At 42.1% G+C, this 17,784-nt stretch carries 18 protein-coding genes; 10 read left to right on the top strand and 8 right to left on the bottom strand.

Translation table 11 applies throughout. The annotated features are described in order from the left end of the window. Positions 1-285 precede the first annotated feature (285 nt). On the top strand, positions 286-1,482 hold the full coding sequence (locus ACQY3F_RS12420; RefSeq protein ID WP_428352931.1) for an ISAzo13 family transposase: 1,197 nt from the start codon (positions 286-288) through the stop codon (positions 1,480-1,482). 52 nt (positions 1,483-1,534) lie between these two features. Here the strand turns inward: ACQY3F_RS12420 and ACQY3F_RS12415 are convergent, their stop codons facing one another. Continuing rightward, on the bottom strand, positions 1,535-2,833 hold the full coding sequence (locus ACQY3F_RS12415) for an ISNCY family transposase (protein ID WP_428355177.1): 1,299 nt from the start codon (positions 2,831-2,833) through the stop codon (positions 1,535-1,537). Between the two features lie 79 nt (positions 2,834-2,912). Here ACQY3F_RS12415 and ACQY3F_RS12410 point away from each other — a divergent pair, with 79 nt between their 5' ends. Beyond that, on the top strand, positions 2,913-4,109 hold the full coding sequence (locus tag ACQY3F_RS12410; protein WP_428352931.1) for an ISAzo13 family transposase: 1,197 nt from the start codon (positions 2,913-2,915) through the stop codon (positions 4,107-4,109). On the opposite strand, the gene ACQY3F_RS12405 is transcribed toward ACQY3F_RS12410, so the two are convergent. Beyond that, positions 4,110-4,352 (bottom strand): hypothetical protein, encoded by a 243-nt coding sequence (locus ACQY3F_RS12405; RefSeq protein ID WP_428355175.1) that lies wholly within the window; start codon positions 4,350-4,352, stop codon positions 4,110-4,112. It abuts the gene before it with no gap. Between the two features lie 382 nt (positions 4,353-4,734). On the opposite strand from ACQY3F_RS12405, the gene ACQY3F_RS12400 reads away from it, so the two are divergent. From ACQY3F_RS12400 to ACQY3F_RS12380, 5 genes are all read left to right on the top strand, one after another. Continuing rightward, a complete protein-coding gene (locus ACQY3F_RS12400; protein WP_428355174.1) occupies positions 4,735-5,163 on the top strand; it encodes a hypothetical protein in 429 nt (142 codons plus the stop codon). Further along, the gene (locus tag ACQY3F_RS12395) at positions 5,160-6,209 is read left to right on the top strand and encodes a hypothetical protein (RefSeq protein WP_428355172.1); all 1,050 of its coding nucleotides are present in this window, start codon (positions 5,160-5,162) and stop codon (positions 6,207-6,209) included. The genes ACQY3F_RS12400 and ACQY3F_RS12395 overlap by 4 nt, the downstream gene beginning before the upstream one ends. 139 nt (positions 6,210-6,348) lie before the next feature. After that, on the top strand, positions 6,349-6,561 hold the full coding sequence (locus ACQY3F_RS12390; protein ID WP_428355171.1) for a DUF1656 domain-containing protein: 213 nt from the start codon (positions 6,349-6,351) through the stop codon (positions 6,559-6,561). Positions 6,562-6,564: 3 nt separating this feature from the next. Beyond that, entirely contained in the window at positions 6,565-6,909 is a 345-nt protein-coding gene (locus ACQY3F_RS12385; RefSeq protein ID WP_428355170.1) for an HlyD family secretion protein, read from the top strand. Positions 6,910-6,981: 72 nt separating this feature from the next. Then, positions 6,982-7,137, top strand: coding sequence for a hypothetical protein (locus tag ACQY3F_RS12380; protein ID WP_428355169.1), 156 nt, complete (start codon positions 6,982-6,984; stop codon positions 7,135-7,137). 29 nt (positions 7,138-7,166) lie between these two features. On the opposite strand, the gene ACQY3F_RS12375 is transcribed toward ACQY3F_RS12380, so the two are convergent. Both ACQY3F_RS12375 and ACQY3F_RS12370 read right to left on the bottom strand, forming a co-directional pair. Next, the gene (locus ACQY3F_RS12375) at positions 7,167-8,900 is read right to left on the bottom strand and encodes a putative transposase (RefSeq protein ID WP_428353026.1); all 1,734 of its coding nucleotides are present in this window, start codon (positions 8,898-8,900) and stop codon (positions 7,167-7,169) included. Between the two features lie 59 nt (positions 8,901-8,959). Next, on the bottom strand, positions 8,960-9,424 hold the full coding sequence (locus tag ACQY3F_RS12370; protein ID WP_428353027.1) for a hypothetical protein: 465 nt from the start codon (positions 9,422-9,424) through the stop codon (positions 8,960-8,962). A gap of 210 nt (positions 9,425-9,634) precedes the next feature. Here ACQY3F_RS12370 and ACQY3F_RS12365 point away from each other — a divergent pair, with 210 nt between their 5' ends. Next, the gene (locus tag ACQY3F_RS12365; protein ID WP_428355167.1) at positions 9,635-10,165 is read left to right on the top strand and encodes an efflux RND transporter periplasmic adaptor subunit; all 531 of its coding nucleotides are present in this window, start codon (positions 9,635-9,637) and stop codon (positions 10,163-10,165) included. Positions 10,166-10,299: 134 nt separating this feature from the next. On the opposite strand, the gene ACQY3F_RS12360 is transcribed toward ACQY3F_RS12365, so the two are convergent. Continuing rightward, positions 10,300-11,613, bottom strand: a complete 1,314-nt coding sequence (locus ACQY3F_RS12360) for a TolC family outer membrane protein (RefSeq protein WP_428355166.1) — start codon at positions 11,611-11,613, stop codon at positions 10,300-10,302. A gap of 130 nt (positions 11,614-11,743) precedes the next feature. Here ACQY3F_RS12360 and ACQY3F_RS12355 point away from each other — a divergent pair, with 130 nt between their 5' ends. Both ACQY3F_RS12355 and ACQY3F_RS12350 read left to right on the top strand, forming a co-directional pair. Then, entirely contained in the window at positions 11,744-13,105 is a 1,362-nt protein-coding gene (locus ACQY3F_RS12355) for an IS1380 family transposase (protein ID WP_428352972.1), read from the top strand. A gap of 349 nt (positions 13,106-13,454) precedes the next feature. Next, positions 13,455-14,816, top strand: coding sequence for an IS1380 family transposase (locus ACQY3F_RS12350; protein ID WP_428352972.1), 1,362 nt, complete (start codon positions 13,455-13,457; stop codon positions 14,814-14,816). A gap of 295 nt (positions 14,817-15,111) precedes the next feature. Here the strand turns inward: ACQY3F_RS12350 and ACQY3F_RS12345 are convergent, their stop codons facing one another. From ACQY3F_RS12345 to ACQY3F_RS12335, 3 genes are all read right to left on the bottom strand, one after another. After that, the gene (locus tag ACQY3F_RS12345; RefSeq protein WP_428355164.1) at positions 15,112-16,128 is read right to left on the bottom strand and encodes a helix-turn-helix domain-containing protein; all 1,017 of its coding nucleotides are present in this window, start codon (positions 16,126-16,128) and stop codon (positions 15,112-15,114) included. Between the two features lie 60 nt (positions 16,129-16,188). Further along, the gene (gene tnpC, locus ACQY3F_RS12340; protein ID WP_428355163.1) at positions 16,189-17,250 is read right to left on the bottom strand and encodes an IS66 family transposase; all 1,062 of its coding nucleotides are present in this window, start codon (positions 17,248-17,250) and stop codon (positions 16,189-16,191) included. 290 nt (positions 17,251-17,540) lie between these two features. Continuing rightward, a complete protein-coding gene (locus tag ACQY3F_RS12335; protein ID WP_428355162.1) occupies positions 17,541-17,762 on the bottom strand; it encodes a DUF6444 domain-containing protein in 222 nt (73 codons plus the stop codon). Positions 17,763-17,784: the final 22 nt, after the last annotated feature.

Raw genomic sequence — 17,784 nt, 5'->3', positions numbered from 1 at the left:
AAGGCTTTATGCGAATTGTGCCTGTTATTATTTAGTGCCTGAACGAAAAGTCAGTTTTTTAAAAAAACATCACACCCAATCTACCATAATATTTTCCGATTTGGCTTAGTTGAGATAACAATCCACCCATTATTACGAATTTGCTCAGCACAATGCTATTGTGCCACTTTTCAGACATACTAAGGGAGATGGAAAGAAATAATCATCCAAACGAAGTAAGCTTGTGTCTCAATAATTTATAATAATGAATTCTGAATTTATTCTCACACTAGGCAGATAAGCTTGTTGATATTAACAGATAGCATTATAGGTTGGATTATAAATACAGCCCATCGTTTAAAAGGCTCGGTACGTCGTATATTCATGGCTGAAACGGTGGAGCTACTAGGCTCAGGTGGTGCAAGTATTGCTGAAGAAAAACTAGGATGGAATAGAGGCACTATCCGAAAAGGACAATATGAACTTGAAACTCAGCCCATAGAAGATAATTTTTCAGCGAGAGGGCGTAATAAAAGTGAAGAGCATTTTCCTCATCTACTTGATGACATAAAAAAAATTGCTGAACCGGAGTGTCAAACGGATCCCTCTTTTAATTCCTGTCGATTATATACCCGGCTAACGGCTAAAGAAGTTAGAAAACGTTTACTGGAGATTGATTATTACGATGAAAAAACATTACCTTGCTCAAAAACTATCAATACAAAATTAAATGACCTGAGTTACCATCCAAAAAAGGTACAAAAAACAAAGCCTCATAAGAAAATCAAGGAAACGGATGCAATTTTTGAACAAGTTCATTCAGTCAATGGAATGGCAGATATCAACCCAAAAGAGATTCGTATATCAATTGATGCCAAAGCAAGAATGAATATAGGAAATTTTTCACGGGGAGGACGAAATCGGGTTTTAACAAAAGCAGAGGATCATGATTTAGATGTTAAGGAAAAGTTAACTCCTTTTGGTTTTTATCTGCCTGAACATGATGATTTTTTCCTTTTCTTTACAGCAGGCTATGCCAGCAGTGATTTCATCGTTGACCGATTGGAAGAAATTTGGCCAGAAATTCAAGAAAAATATGGAGTAGATATTCTGACAATTAACGCTGACAATGGTATGGAGAACAGTAGCTCCAGAACTCAGTTTATAAAAAGGCTTGTGGAGTTTGCTGAAAAAAGCAACATAAAGATAAAACTGGCCTACTACCCTCCTTATCATAGTAAATATAACCCAATTGAACGAGTATGGGGAGCCTATGAAAATCATATTAGTGGCGACATAATGGATACAGTTGAAACAACTTTAAAATTTGCCAAAAGTATGACCTACAATGGCAAAGCACCTATTGTTAAATTAACAGAAAAAATATATGAAACAGGAGTAAAGGTAGGTAAAAAAGCAATGAAGACGTATTATCAGTTTGTTGACCGAATGCCATCGTTGGAGAAATGGTTTTTGACCATTTCTCCTGGTTGTTCTGGATGATTATTTCTTTCCATCTCCCTAATCCCTCAGTAAGGCCACTTTCTTTAAAAACTTAAGCGGCTTTCTTTTTTTCTTTGGCCAATCGTTGTCGTTCCATATCTCGTTTAATTGCGCCCACTTTTTGTATGTCCCTTGATAATACAGCCAGTGCGGTATAGCGTTCAAAACCATCAATTCCATGGTCCCGACATTGACTCAATCCATGAACCTGCAATGCATTAATGGCCGACTCAACAGCTGAGTGTTTCTTTTTGGCCTGTTTAAATTCTTCGGCATATTCACGTTCCTTATCCTTGAGGGATAACTTCCCTTTTTTCGGCAAAGTCACTTCATCAAGTATCTCTTTCAGCCCACTTTGATTGCTCTTGCTATGAAAGCCTTTGTCAAAACTACACGCATTGAACGCTGGAAATTTCGCTTGTGTCGCTTCAACCATACCTATGGCTATTTTATCATCCGTTTCTTTTTGCATGACCTTATGATGCAGTATGAATCCGTGGTAGTCTTCAACTATACAGACGCGTATACCTAATTCAACGGGAACCCCTGCCTTGCCTTTGCTAATCCATTCGGTATGTGGCTGAAACAGGGAAAATACTTTTTCATCATGAGGGATGGTTTCTCCCTCAATGACGCGTCGTCTGATCTGATCGACTTGTCGATCGCCATGCTGGAGAAAGGTTTGCATCTTAAGCAATAGGACTTCTGGAACCTTATAGGTGCTTATTAATAACGCATAACTTTGAGTGACTCGGTTCAGGTACTTTTGAGCTAAATCAATATAAACCTGATGTGCGTTACAAATCAAATCGGCCTGAGCCCGTTTTTTCTTTTCGTCCTTCGAGGTGGAATGACGCAGCTTTTGAATCCGTCTATATTGTCGTTTGAATTCAGTGAGGTTATGTTTATGCTGCCGCCAATCGGGAAGGTCGTGTTCCTGGCACCAGTAAACACACTGACGGAATAAGACCCTCATCACATCGTAAAGCAAGTTAATGTCGGTTGGAAAGTGAACATCGGTTTTTAAGACAAATGAATCGCAACGCCCCTGAATGGATGCAGTGGACTCTAAATTAAGCAACTGATAACCCGAGCGAATGACTTCAGTATTAATGCGATCCATGATCTCAGGTGTAAATAACTTTAGATTATCTCTTAGGGTTTGTAAGCGATAGTTTTTGTCATCAAAAGTACCGTGCCCTAGCATCATTCTGAGCGTTCGATGTTCGTTGGCGAGTTCCTGGATACGATCGAAGTCAGCACCGAGTGCTACCCGTAAGGTGCCTAATACCAGAATACGCCACTGTTCCATGCCGGGACGACCTTTAGGGAGATGGAAAGAAATAATCATCCAAACGAAGTAAGCTTGTGTCTCAATAATTTATAATAATGAATTCTGAATTTATTCTCACACTAGGCAGATAAGCTTGTTGATATTAACAGATAGCATTATAGGTTGGATTATAAATACAGCCCATCGTTTAAAAGGCTCGGTACGTCGTATATTCATGGCTGAAACGGTGGAGCTACTAGGCTCAGGTGGTGCAAGTATTGCTGAAGAAAAACTAGGATGGAATAGAGGCACTATCCGAAAAGGACAATATGAACTTGAAACTCAGCCCATAGAAGATAATTTTTCAGCGAGAGGGCGTAATAAAAGTGAAGAGCATTTTCCTCATCTACTTGATGACATAAAAAAAATTGCTGAACCGGAGTGTCAAACGGATCCCTCTTTTAATTCCTGTCGATTATATACCCGGCTAACGGCTAAAGAAGTTAGAAAACGTTTACTGGAGATTGATTATTACGATGAAAAAACATTACCTTGCTCAAAAACTATCAATACAAAATTAAATGACCTGAGTTACCATCCAAAAAAGGTACAAAAAACAAAGCCTCATAAGAAAATCAAGGAAACGGATGCAATTTTTGAACAAGTTCATTCAGTCAATGGAATGGCAGATATCAACCCAAAAGAGATTCGTATATCAATTGATGCCAAAGCAAGAATGAATATAGGAAATTTTTCACGGGGAGGACGAAATCGGGTTTTAACAAAAGCAGAGGATCATGATTTAGATGTTAAGGAAAAGTTAACTCCTTTTGGTTTTTATCTGCCTGAACATGATGATTTTTTCCTTTTCTTTACAGCAGGCTATGCCAGCAGTGATTTCATCGTTGACCGATTGGAAGAAATTTGGCCAGAAATTCAAGAAAAATATGGAGTAGATATTCTGACAATTAACGCTGACAATGGTATGGAGAACAGTAGCTCCAGAACTCAGTTTATAAAAAGGCTTGTGGAGTTTGCTGAAAAAAGCAACATAAAGATAAAACTGGCCTACTACCCTCCTTATCATAGTAAATATAACCCAATTGAACGAGTATGGGGAGCCTATGAAAATCATATTAGTGGCGACATAATGGATACAGTTGAAACAACTTTAAAATTTGCCAAAAGTATGACCTACAATGGCAAAGCACCTATTGTTAAATTAACAGAAAAAATATATGAAACAGGAGTAAAGGTAGGTAAAAAAGCAATGAAGACGTATTATCAGTTTGTTGACCGAATGCCATCGTTGGAGAAATGGTTTTTGACCATTTCTCCTGGTTGTTCTGGATGATTATTTCTTTCCATCTCCCTTATTTGATGAGACGGCAGCTGTTTCATCACTGCCTTTTTTGTTCTTGCGCGGGATGACTTCTTGAAGAATTTTGAAAACAGCTTCTTTTAAAGGGCCAGTTGTATAGATGTGTTGCAAGCCCAGCAGGATGAGTGGAATATCATCGCGTGATGTGACATCAATGACGATGTTGGCAATATCGACTTGTCCTATTTCCAGTTGTGATGATATGACATTTCTCATGGTTTTTTTTGCGGCGAAGTTTTGCTAATAGAGGGCTGATATTGAAGGCTCAGTATTTGCTAATGCACTTTTTGGATAACAAGACCTATTTAAAAACAGTGACTTATGTGTTTTGTATGAAAAATACTAAAATGGCGGTTTTTGAATCTTCAATCGTTTTATTAGCTGTTATTATAGCATAGTTAGCTGATTTTAAAGGGAATTTAGTTATTTCCGTTCAAGCACTAATTACCATGCATGTATCGTAAGCTTTGATAGCAATGACAAATTAATTTCTGAGCGTAGTCAGAGTGACCAGCAACTCAATCAACTAGAACAGACAATTATTTCTGCAGCATCAGAGAGTTTTGATGTTCGTGAAGTTCGCCACCTCTGGAGACGTTTGCACCAATTAACTCTTGCCATGATGGAAAGTATGGATCGCTTACAGGCGGGGTATGTTGATCTGCAAGCGCTTGATGTAGAGAAGATACTTCCAGGACTACAGCAGCCTTTTTCCGAGTTAGATGCACGGTTTAAAAATGCACAGAGTTTGTTTGCCGGGCAATTGTCCTTATATGACTGTAATAGCATCCAGTTTACCTACAGTGACGAGAACTTTAGTGAGCTGGATCATTTTCAGCGTGCGGCTATTCAGCTAGCGATAAATGAGCTGGAAAAGCTCGACTCACTGTCGCGTGTAATGCTGGAGTGTGTGCGTGAAATTAAAGGAGATGCAAAGCAGAATCGAGTATTCCGAAGTTTGTCGGGGATAAACCCATACGCGCTCCATTCGGATTGCCAGTTCTGGATCCAGACCGGATCAGAGTGAGCGTGATGGTTGTAGTTTCCATGTGGGCTGGAACGCTGATCTGGATTTATCTGAACCCCCCTGGGCATGTGTCCTGGTATCAGTTTGTTCCTAACATCACATTAATTGCAGCACAGAACCCACAATTCAAATTTAATATACTAAAACCCTTTGCTTTTGCTTACTTGGCGGCACTTGTGGTTTATGTTTTTATTATGCCGCAGCTGTCAATGTTCTGGGAACTTGGGGCGGTGATTTTTGTGTTTACTTTTGCTGCAGCCTATTTCTTTTCTGGTATCGGTAGAACGGCTTTGTACTTGTCCATGTTTAACATGTTCGCAATTGAAAACCAGCAAAGCTACGATTTTGCTAGCCAGGCGAATAGCTTTTTGTTTACCATGCTTGCTCTGATTTTAGTCTATGCTTTGACCTATATTGCCCGTTCTCCTCGACAGGAAAAAGCTTTTTTGAGTATGATCAGCCGCTATTTTCGCAGCTGTGAATTCCTGATTTCCAGGCTTTCCGATACTGCACCAGCCCAGTCTATGGTTGAACGTATGAAGCTAGCCTACTATCGCCAGGAATTACAATCATTACCAGCCAAACTGGCAGCCTGGGGAGGGCAGATAGACAAAACAAAATTTTCTAATACCTCTGATCAGCAGATAAATGATATGGTAGAAAGCCTGCAAACACTCAGCTACCGTATTGAAGCGTTGCGCAAGGTACGTTCTGCTCCTCAGGCGGATGATTTAACCAAAGCATTGCGCGATGATATACGTGAGTGGCGCATCATTATCGAAACAGGGTTCAGCAAGTGGTCTGTTCTCCCCGAAGCTGAATCATCCGGTGATCTGCGTAGGCGATTAGCAGCACGACAAAGCAAACTTAACGAGCGCTTTGCGGAAACGCTCAACAGTATTGGCGATAAAAAAATAAGTACTGAGGAAAGTAGAAACTTCTATCAGTTATTAGGCAACTTCCAGAGCCTGACACAAGCAGCTATCGTCTATGCTGATACAGCCGGCAATATAGACTGGCAGCAATGGCGTGAAGAGCGGTTCTAAAAGGGAAGACATGAGTCGGAGCAAAGCTCCTATTAAGACAAGGTAGCAAAACGTAGTTTGAATGTGTTGCAGATATTAAGCATATAAAGTCTCATGCATAACGCATAATACAAGTTGAGTATTAACCAGAGTAAAAAACATGAATCAGGTACCTCACGAATTCAACTTGGGTGGGATTTATTTTTCGCCATTACTTATCGCGAGTATTTTTGGAGCCTTAGCTGCCTTGTTAACAGCTAGGTTACTTAATCGATACCGGCTGTCTAAATACTTTTTTTATCCACCGCTAGTACAACTGGCGTTGATGATTATCTATACCATTTTTATCGGCACTTTTATTATTAAGGCATAGTTTGTGGAAACCTATAAGAAATACCTATTAACAGGCGCGATAGTTTTACTTGCTGTTATAGCAATTTTATTCAAATACCGGGATTATGTGACTAATCCCTGGACACGTGATGGACAGGTTAGGGCGAATGTTATACAAGTGACCTCGCGCGTTACAGCGCCAATTATCAGTTTGCCGATTAAGGATAATCAATTTGTCAGGGCGGGTGAATTATTATTTGAAATTGACCCGCGCACCTTTAAAGCAAATCTGGATCAAGCGCATGCCAATTATGATCAGACCCGGGATAATCTTGCTGCCCTAGGGAAACAAGTGGAAGCTGCCAAAGCCAGTGTTGCCCAGTTTTAGTCATCCATTTCTGAGGCAAAATCAGCCTTACATGCGACCAAGGCACAACTCACTTATGCCAAGGCGACCTTTGTGCGAAATAAGGAATTAGTAGAAAAAGGAACGATTTCCAGGCAACGCTATGATGATTTATACATGCAATTTCAAGTAGCTATCAATAGTAAAGATCAGTCATTTGCAGCACTACTGGAAGCGGAAAGTGCGCTCTTGCAAGCTCAGACATCTTGATTCAGACGAAACTAATTTGAGACCATTTCCTAATTTTTTGCGGATGAAGTCAGCTCATAAATTAAGCGCAGATCGGTTCCTGGATAATTGAGTTCCGTTTGATTGAGTTGTTCAAATAACTTTTCTATTGCTTTATTACTTGCAGGTCGGGAAGTACTATGCACACGTATCCGAAGTTGTTTTTTTACTTCATCGGGTAATATATCTGCTTCTGTCACAAACAGCGTTTGTAATAGTTGCCTTGCCATCGGAAAGTCGATTGTCGGTGAGGTTAGCAGAGCGGCCATTGCTGTTTCTGCCCGATAAGCGATCATGTTGACAGTATCTATCAGCCGCTTTTTCCCTGGCAGAAGCTGTTCGAACTTATCTTCGTCTCTCAACTCTTGCCAGGTAATGTGTTTGGGCGTTTGGCTTAGTTTTTCCTTGATGGTTTTTAGTTCATTTTCATAATGCTCTATTTCTTCGAGTAATTCTGCTCGTTTTCTTTCCCATTTCTTGTATTTCACATCTTCCGTTTCATCTTTTTTAATCACCGGATGAAGTTCCATCGCTGCAAATCGAGATAGACGGTAATTGAGTTTGGATTGTATCGAATTACGCTGTCCTTCCTGTTGGCGCCTATCAGGGTTGACCACCTTTTGGGTATCGGATAGTGGCTCTATTCCATACTCCTGTAGCATATCTAGCCCATAGTGGTGCTTCATATATCTAAAAAAGTTCTCTTGGCACCACCGGCTAAACATTCGCCCAGAAACAGCCGTCAACTCTAGTTCATAGGCTGTGGTAATAATACTGGTTTGGTGACCAGAATCAGTCAACTTGCGCACTTCTCTCATCCACATCGCCTGTTTTTTGGTTCCAACCAGACTGCCTCGTTCGGCGAGTTTCATGATGACTTTTTCACCACTCGGTAGTGTGATCTCCTGACTGGAAAAATTGTCCAGTGGCCAATTTTCGGTGGGAAATTTATGATAGGTCATGCAAGCGACACGATGCTTGTCCCACATCTTTCTAAAGAATGCGGGGCTATAGCCTTCTCTATCAAACACCAGGATAAAACGACAGGCTTGTTTGTTTTGCTGTAATGCTTGTGCACTCGGTTGATTCGGAATGTCTTTGAGTAATCGGGGGACGATATCTTCTTCCAGCGTTTTTAGTAAGCCCGGATCCACCGTTTTTTCAACGACAAAGAAGGGACGCCCCGTACCATCATTAACCCAGTAGTCGGTGATACCCCGTAAGCAGAGTTTTTCGCGTGAAACATGCCGTTTGGGAAGTTTAGTCAAGTGTCCATGATAGACACGGACATGACCATCTATGTAGAGTGTTCCTGCTGCCTCTGGTTCATTTTCCATCCATTGTCGACTGAGGTCGGCCGCCCAGCTTTCAACTGATTCTGGATCAGACAGTCCTTTTACTTTGGTTCTTAAACAGCGCACTTCGGGAACCCGATCCAGGCCAAGTAGTTTGCCGAATTCACCCGGTGCATGCTCGCGAAGTTGTTCGGCATTTTTGATGCGACATAGTCCCATAAAGGCGAGTAGCAATAGGATATGAAAGGTTTGATAATAACCTGTCAGTTTGCCAAGGTGGTGCTCAATGTCATTTAATAAGCCATTGCTAAGTAACGCGGGCAATGCACATAACACACCGCCTTTAGGAACATCTAAACAGGATTCGAATTCGATTGAGGCTCCCTTTTCCTGCTCACCCAAAGCCGCCTGGATTCGCTCTTCTACTCGAGTGCAGGCCGTACCAAGCACATCGGCTGCATTGGCATCTATAATATCACGGGCTGATTTGGTACTGCCATCATTGGGGTCTATTGATGCGGCAGACTTTTTTTTAAACGTCCATCACTGATCGCCTTGCGAAAGGTATCTGCCCGGATGCCTAATTCTTTAGCGGCTTCGTTAGGCGTCATACCTTGATCCAGATATTCCTGAGCTTGCTGCAAAACCTCAAGCGTAAAGAGTGGTCCTCCCTTGCGAGTCGGGCGAGGTTCAAAAAACGAATCAGCCCCTTTTTCTCGTAGTTGCCTTAATGAGCGCATAACACTACTTTTAGAGACACCAAAGGTTGTAATAATATCGATTGAACGACAGGAACCGGTATTGATGAGTTGAGAGGTGTGAAGTCTAAATAATCTCTTATTGTCAGCCTGGTGAGAATAGATCGGGATACCGCCGAGGAAATAAAACCACTCATCATTTCGGTTATCAACACTGACCTGACCATTTATAATAGTCGTACCCTGAGGAATTATTGGGAGCATGAGTTGCTGCATTAATTGAATACCTCGTATGATATGAGGGCTTAGTTTAACCTAAATGAGTACCATTTTCATTTCTTTAGCTGAAAATATCAATCATTTGACAATAATTCCCTAACCCTTTAATTATATTGCCTAGTTTAAGTTTTAATGGATTTCTTTCAGGATAGCGAATCAAGATGTCTGAAGCTAGGGCAAATCTTGCTCAGGCAGAGGCCAATCTGGGTGCGCCTGGGGACAGTAACGCCCAGCTACGAAGTAGCCAGGGCAACTGTCGAACAAGCTGAGTTAGATTACCAGTTTACCCGTGTCTACGCCTCAGTAGATGGTTATATCACCAGTCTGAATTTGCGTCTGGGGAGTCAGGCGGTTGCAAATCAGCCCGCACTGGCGCTGGTTGATGTGAATAGTTACTGGATAGATGCTTATTTTCGTGAGAATTATATAAGCAATATGCGTGCTGGAGATATTGCTATCGTTACTTTAATGACTTACCCGGATAGGCCAATCAGGGGTAAAGTCGATAGCCTTGGTTGGGGGATAGCTCAGTCCGACGGGAGTACTGGATATAATCTGTTACCCACAGTCAACCCGACCTTTGAGTGGATCCGCCTGGCTCAGCGGATACCAGTACGAGTACATCTTGATAAAGTACCTGAAGACATAGCGTTAAGAATAGGCAGCACGGCTTCGGTTCTGGTTATCACGGGTGGTAAGGTTACTAACGAAGTTCCGGTAAACAGTCTGTTGCAATAAGTGTTGAGAAACGTGTGCAACGATAGCTACGCAAATATCAATGTTCTACTGTAGGGCGCGTCTTTATCCCGCCTTTAATCGTAGGGCATGGCGGGCTAAAGTCACGCGCTACGCAGTCTGTATAAAACTTATAGTTACTTTAAGTACCGGTTAATCGCTTCCAGGTCAGTAACGTTTAAAATACTCGCTGCATTCTTTAAGCGCACGCCATTCAGGATATAAGCATAGCGAGATTTTGAGTACTTGCTTTGAGCATCGGTGTAGTTACGGGTGGTAGAAAGCACGTCGACCATCGTTCTGGTGCCTACATCAAAGCCTGCTTCTGTTGCTTCTAAAGAACTTTTACCGGATTTAACCGCAGACTTTAATGCGCCTACCTGGCTAATACTCGATAGCACACCCCGGTAGGAATTTTTGACTTCTTTGGTGACTGCTCTTTGCGTGGCAATTAAATTTTCCTTGGCTTCGGTAAATTGGTATTCGGCTTCGCGTGTTCTTGAGTTGACTGCGCCACCTTCGAATAGCGGAATATTTAATTGCACCCCGATACTTTCGGTATTTCCTCTAGCGTCGAGGTTTCCACTCGTATCATTCAGGCCAAATGAGCCGACGACATCTAAAGTCGGATAATGACCACTACGTTGTATATCGATATTCTCCTGGATAATTTCGGACTCATTTCGAGCGACCAGAATTAGCAGGTTTTGATTTAACGCCTTGTTGTTCCATTCATCTATATCATTTGGTATAGGCTCAGGCAAGGGTAAAGTTTCGCCTAATACACTTAGCTTGCCAGAATAAGGCCCGATAATTTCCTTTAGGGCTTCTTTAGCATTTTGCACATTATTTTCTGCAGCAATTACATCTGATCTACTTTGATCATAACCGGCCTGTGCTTCATAAACATCGGTAATCGCAATAAGGCCTACTTCAAAGCGTTGTTGAGCTTGCTCTAACTGCCTAGCTATGGTTTTTTGTTCTGCCAGCGCAAAAGTAAGATCATCTTGAGCAGCTAAAACCGAGAAATAAGCATTGGTGGTTTTCAGCATTAAGTTTTGCTGTTCTGCAAGATAACTGGCATTCGCCTGGGCAATCTGCTTTTCTGACTGGGAGAGTTGCACCCACATATCATAATGAAATATCGGTTGTACCAGGTTAATACCAAACGCGCTATCGAGGAAGTCGTTTCTACGTGACTGGCCAGGGAATTTATCATTAAAGAAAGAGTCTTGATAGGTCCAATTATAAGCAGTACCAATACCAGCATTGACTGAAGGTAAAAGCCTGGCGATACTTTGGTCTTTGCTTTCGTCTACCGCCATTTTATTCGCTAAAGAGCGGCGCAAAATGGGGTCATTTTGTAGCGCAAGATCATAGGTTTCTAATAAATTTTGTGCGGATACTGCACTGGAAAATAACAGTAAAGCGGCAATGCCTGTTTTATTCATAAACGCTATCCAAAGCTAAAAATAATAATAGCACCTAAATCCTGCAAGCATTATACATAATAATCCACAAAACTCCTTATTAAACAATGATATAATATCATTTTCCTGATTTCACTATCTCATTGTTTTAATGAAGCCCTCTAAAGTATCAAAATCCTCATCTCACGTAAGAAACCGTACCCGAACGGTAAAAATGACATCTACAGCACATGGATTGACAAGCCAGGCGGGACTGATTCCCGTCGTGAAATATTTAGACAGGATAGGTTTTGAAAAAACCGTAAAACAAAGCGTTCCACATCGGCGGGGTGAAAATGCAGACCATCACTTATCTGATGTGGTTCTATTGACGTTGGTTGGCATGATGGGGGGAGCAACATCAATGGCAAAGGTGACGACCGTATGGGCAGATAGCGTACTGCGCAAAGTAGCTGGCTGGATAAAGATTCCTGTTGAAACCACAATTTTACGGATCTTTAAAGAAGTAAGTGATAGGCAGATAAGCCAGTTTGAAACGCTCACGCATACTTTGCGTGGTCAACACTGGCGGCGATTGCTTCGTTCCGGAAAATCGAAAACTGGCATACAATCCGTCCAGTGGGTCGATGTCGATTCAACTGTGGACACCGTTTGTGGTCGACAAGAAGGAAGTGCCAAAGGCTTCAACCCCAAAAAGAAAGGTGCCCGTTCATACCATCCACAACTCGCTTTTCTAGCGGAAACAAAAGAAATTTTACAAGCCTGGTTCCGGACAGGCAATGCCTTTACAAGCAATGGTGTTGTAGAATTTACCAAACAGTTACTTGCACACTTGCCCAATCGGATGCGCATTATTTTTCGCGGTGACAGTGGTTATTTTGTCGGTGATTTGCTTGAATTTCTCGATACCAGAGGGCATGGGTATCTAATAAAGGTTAAACTTAAGAATTTGAACGCATTGCTGGCCAAACAGGCCTGGACAGCCATACAAGGCCGACCCGGTTGGGAGCAGAGCGAGTTTCAATATCGTTGTGGTGGCTGGTCTCGCTCTCGTCAGTTTGTCGCGGTCAGGATAAAGCAACCTAAACAAGTGACAGGACCTCAGTCCGAGCTTTGGGATACGGCAGAATATGACTATTTTTGTTATGTAACAACTGAACCTCTATCGCCTTGGCAAACACATAAGAAGTATGGTGAACGAGCGACGTGCGAAACATGGATTGAAGAAGCAAAATCACAAATGGGTTTAGGTAAAATCAGAACGAATCAATTTCTGGCTAATGCCGCATTATTTCATTGCGCCGTTCTTGCCTACAATACCGTGCGCTGGATGGCTCAATTGAGTGGCAACAAAACGTTGTGCCAATGGGAGCCGGATACACTTCGTACTTATCTGATTCGGGTGGCTGGAAAATTACTCACAGGCAATAATCAGCTGAGAGTCAGAACACCTGCAGATCCGCTCTATCCACAGGAATGGGATGATTGGGTTAAGGTGGGGTTACTCGCTTAACATTAACCGAAGTTAAGTCACTTTGATTAAAAGGTCATGGCACGTTGGCAGGGTGTTTATTGCCTTGGGCTCGGGGGATATCCATACGATACAAAAAATTTCCTCTATTTATGATTTAAATCTGGATATTTTGATCGGTTGGACAAAGAGGGCTGGCAAAGCGGCAGTAAAAACCTAATAACCACTTAGCTAGACAGGTTAATGAGAGTCAAAATATGGGCTTGCAGGATTTAGGTAGCACATATTATAGTACCTAAATCCTGCAAGCATTATACATAATAATCCACAAAACTCCTTATTAAACAATGATATAATATCATTTTCCTGATTTCACTATCTCATTGTTTTAATGAAGCCCTCTAAAGTATCAAAATCCTCATCTCACGTAAGAAACCGTACCCGAACGGTAAAAATGACATCTACAGCACATGGATTGACAAGCCAGGCGGGACTGATTCCCGTCGTGAAATATTTAGACAGGATAGGTTTTGAAAAAACCGTAAAACAAAGCGTTCCACATCGGCGGGGTGAAAATGCAGACCATCACTTATCTGATGTGGTTCTATTGACGTTGGTTGGCATGATGGGGGGAGCAACATCAATGGCAAAGGTGACGACCGTATGGGCAGATAGCGTACTGCGCAAAGTAGCTGGCTGGATAAAGATTCCTGTTGAAACCACAATTTTACGGATCTTTAAAGAAGTAAGTGATAGGCAGATAAGCCAGTTTGAAACGCTCACGCATACTTTGCGTGGTCAACACTGGCGGCGATTGCTTCGTTCCGGAAAATCGAAAACTGGCATACAATCCGTCCAGTGGGTCGATGTCGATTCAACTGTGGACACCGTTTGTGGTCGACAAGAAGGAAGTGCCAAAGGCTTCAACCCCAAAAAGAAAGGTGCCCGTTCATACCATCCACAACTCGCTTTTCTAGCGGAAACAAAAGAAATTTTACAAGCCTGGTTCCGGACAGGCAATGCCTTTACAAGCAATGGTGTTGTAGAATTTACCAAACAGTTACTTGCACACTTGCCCAATCGGATGCGCATTATTTTTCGCGGTGACAGTGGTTATTTTGTCGGTGATTTGCTTGAATTTCTCGATACCAGAGGGCATGGGTATCTAATAAAGGTTAAACTTAAGAATTTGAACGCATTGCTGGCCAAACAGGCCTGGACAGCCATACAAGGCCGACCCGGTTGGGAGCAGAGCGAGTTTCAATATCGTTGTGGTGGCTGGTCTCGCTCTCGTCAGTTTGTCGCGGTCAGGATAAAGCAACCTAAACAAGTGACAGGACCTCAGTCCGAGCTTTGGGATACGGCAGAATATGACTATTTTTGTTATGTAACAACTGAACCTCTATCGCCTTGGCAAACACATAAGAAGTATGGTGAACGAGCGACGTGCGAAACATGGATTGAAGAAGCAAAATCACAAATGGGTTTAGGTAAAATCAGAACGAATCAATTTCTGGCTAATGCCGCATTATTTCATTGCGCCGTTCTTGCCTACAATACCGTGCGCTGGATGGCTCAATTGAGTGGCAACAAAACGTTGTGCCAATGGGAGCCGGATACACTTCGTACTTATCTGATTCGGGTGGCTGGAAAATTACTCACAGGCAATAATCAGCTGAGAGTCAGAACACCTGCAGATCCGCTCTATCCACAGGAATGGGATGATTGGGTTAAGGTGGGGTTACTCGCTTAACATTAACCGAAGTTAAGTCACTTTGATTAAAAGGTCATGGCACGTTGGCAGGGTGTTTATTGCCTTGGGCTCGGGGGATATCCATACGATACAAAAAATTTCCTCTATTTATGATTTAAATCTGGATATTTTGATCGGTTGGACAAAGAGGGCTGGCAAAGCGGCAGTAAAAACCTAATAACCACTTAGCTAGACAGGTTAATGAGAGTCAAAATATGGGCTTGCAGGATTTAGGTAGTATAAATAGTCTATGCGTGAAGTAGGTAATCAACATTCTACTCTTAGATTAAAGATCTTAATTGCTGGCTTTTCGGTATTCGGTAGGGCTCATGCCGGAGCTACGTCGAAAAGCACGGGCAAAATGTGACGCATCTTGATAGCCCAATCTAAACGCTATTTCATCAACCCGGAGATTATTGTCTTGTAGTAGTCTGCTTGCGGTATCAAAACGCGCTTGAGCCAGTAACTTTATATAACTGAGTTTTGTTTTGGCTAACTCCCGTTGTAGCGTGCGTACACTGGTACCTGTCATTTCTGCCGCTAATTCAATTTTTGGTGTTCCTTCTATTAAATGAGCTTGTAGGGCTTGCTTAAGTGAACCAATAAAATCAACGGCAGGTACACCTAAAGTACTCAACTTTAACGTCGGATCGGGCTCTACAAAACGCTTATTGTTTTTGGTCAGAGGAGGGAGGCTCAATAAAGGTGTTTCTATGTTTATATGGCCATATATCTGATTGCTACGAAATAGACCGTTGGGTAAGTATTCCCTGATCAAATTGCTGGGTGCATGACTTGACATTAAGCCGATTTCCTTTGGACGCCATAATGGCCCAGTGAATTCCTGTACGATTGCAATCATGGCAGCAAGGGCAAACCACTCCATTCGCTGCTGATTGCTATGTTTAACCCCATAGCTGGTTCGGTGGCAAAACTGAGTACTCCCAGGTCGGACACTGTAAACCAACATATGCGAGCGCGACGTACCGGTATTGACAGCCAGGCATGTTTTTATTAATGCATGATAAAGAGAAGGCGTGTTTGCTAGCACTTTGCGGTAGTTTGGATCGAGGGAATTAGCTCCAAAGTGTTTGCCAACAAGAAAGCCCAGGTCTGGTATACCTTCAATAGTGGCCATCTTTTCCACGAAAGCCCAAAATGCCAGGCTGGAGATGTAGTAGTCTGGATCATCCAGAGCCAGTGCAGGTAGCTTGACTAGTCGAAGAATACGCTCTACGGGGGCGACGACTTGATTCAGGTAATCTGTAAAGGGGCGGATAATAGTGGTTTTATGTAAAGCTATAGTCTCCATTAAAATCCTTAATATTACACATAGCAAATAGTTTCAAAGGCTGAAACTCCAGGGGTGTAATTATTCAGACCCCTTGGCAATTGGTAGCTTAGGAACCGCAACACCTACCCGCTGATTGTGAATAACGGCAGCTAAATATATCCATGGTGATTGCTGTCTTTTTCTACACGTTTCGATGACACTAATCAAAATAACAAATACACATGAACCTTCTTCAGTTCGTGTTCCATAGCTAATCCGCCTTAATATAACCCAGTGCCGTAAGGCACGTTCTGCTTCGTTATTTGTTAAGGGCAAATGAGGGAATTCGAGTACCCGAAAGATAGCCTCCCAATCATTGAGCATTTCGGTTGCTAGCGCATGGGTCTTTTTGTGTGTTGATGCTTTCATTTGTTCACACAGTTGTCGATAGGCCATTAATTGCATTTGATAGATTTCCGTTAGAGCCATGTCTGGAGGGTGGTGCCGTGCATCACGAATTGCGCCCATAAGCCTATTCATTAATTTGAGTGTTTGTTCTCCAAATAGCCGAGAGTCTGTATTTAAGCTCTCTTTTAATCCTTTTGCCTTACGAATTAGATGAGCCCAGCAACGGAGCCGATTAAGGTACTTTCGATAAACCTGATAACCATCACTCATTAGCCAACCGCAGTACGCTTGACCCAAGATGTTTTCAATCAATTCTGATGAGCGAGTTGAAATCCAGTAGGCTGTGACAGTATCTGTACTGAAAACCCATAGCCATAAAAAAGTGGTGAGTTCCAGCCAGGAGGTTTCATCAACATGAAGTAGCTGACTTTCTACGACTTCCTTTACTAATTCAGCTTCTATGGGCATGGCTGCTGCACCACTTTCATGTAATGCATTGTTTATGGTACCAACACTAAGCTGTAACCCTAGCCAATCACATAAAAACTCTTGAACACGTTCTCGTGAAAGCCGCATGCGATAAGTAAGACATATTATTAATGAGACAAGCCCTGGACCTACCAATCGCCATTGGCTATAGCTTATACCTTGTAAGGTGCCATGAAAATTGGACCGATGCGGCTCTTTTAGTGTGGTATGCCCACAGGGACAGGTAATTTCATAATAGGTATGTTTGGTATTTGTCAGTCTCAAACCTGGGTTTTTCTCGTCAGCTCATACGATATCAATGGTTTCAAAAGCCGTGTATGCTTTTTTGAAATGATCATTTAAGGGTTGATGGCAGAATTCACATATTTCTGGAAAGTGTTCTTTATAATCTGTGATCGCTATTTTCTGTTGCCGACCAAATCCTTTGGCTCAAGGCTGCTTTCCCGGGTTTCGTGATTCTTCTGTTTCATTTTTCGGGGACTGTCTGGATGGCTTATTGGTTTTTTCGGTAGGTGCTAACTGTGCTAACTCTTTTTTATCTGAAGTATCTTCTTTCACCTCTTCAGAATCATTTCCGGAATCCTTTTGAATGTCTTTTTCCCAGGGTGCTTCACTGCTGGGGGGCGAGAACTATTATGGGAATTCTGGTTTAACCGTTCACGAGCTTCTTTTAAATCTGTTAACAATTTTATTGAAAGACGACGCAACTCCTCTTCTGATAAATTCAGAAGCTCTTCTTCGTCAAGTTGGCTTAGGTCCTGATTACTTAATTGCATGGCCTACATAATACTTCTTCAT

The organism is Methyloprofundus sp., assembly GCF_965251085.1.
Taxonomy (GTDB): domain Bacteria; phylum Pseudomonadota; class Gammaproteobacteria; order Methylococcales; family Methylomonadaceae; genus Methyloprofundus.
This window is presented reverse-complemented; position numbering and strand designations above follow the sequence as displayed.

Excerpts from the sequence above, each read along its gene's own strand:
- ACQY3F_RS12390 (WP_428355171.1), top strand. The coding sequence starts at position 6,349 with ATGAATCAGGTACCTCACGAATTCAACTTGGGTGGGATTTATTTTTCG.
- ACQY3F_RS12345 (WP_428355164.1), bottom strand. The coding sequence starts at position 16,128 with ATGGAGACTATAGCTTTACATAAAACCACTATTATCCGCCCCTTTACA.
- ACQY3F_RS12335 (WP_428355162.1), bottom strand. The coding sequence starts at position 17,762 with ATGCAATTAAGTAATCAGGACCTAAGCCAACTTGACGAAGAAGAGCTT.
- ACQY3F_RS12360 (WP_428355166.1), bottom strand. The coding sequence starts at position 11,613 with ATGAATAAAACAGGCATTGCCGCTTTACTGTTATTTTCCAGTGCAGTA.
- ACQY3F_RS12370 (WP_428353027.1), bottom strand. The coding sequence starts at position 9,424 with ATGCAGCAACTCATGCTCCCAATAATTCCTCAGGGTACGACTATTATA.
- ACQY3F_RS12350 (WP_428352972.1), top strand. The coding sequence starts at position 13,455 with ATGAAGCCCTCTAAAGTATCAAAATCCTCATCTCACGTAAGAAACCGT.
- ACQY3F_RS12355 (WP_428352972.1), top strand. The coding sequence starts at position 11,744 with ATGAAGCCCTCTAAAGTATCAAAATCCTCATCTCACGTAAGAAACCGT.
- ACQY3F_RS12415 (WP_428355177.1), bottom strand. The coding sequence starts at position 2,833 with ATGATTATTTCTTTCCATCTCCCTAAAGGTCGTCCCGGCATGGAACAG.
- ACQY3F_RS12405 (WP_428355175.1), bottom strand. The coding sequence starts at position 4,352 with ATGAGAAATGTCATATCATCACAACTGGAAATAGGACAAGTCGATATT.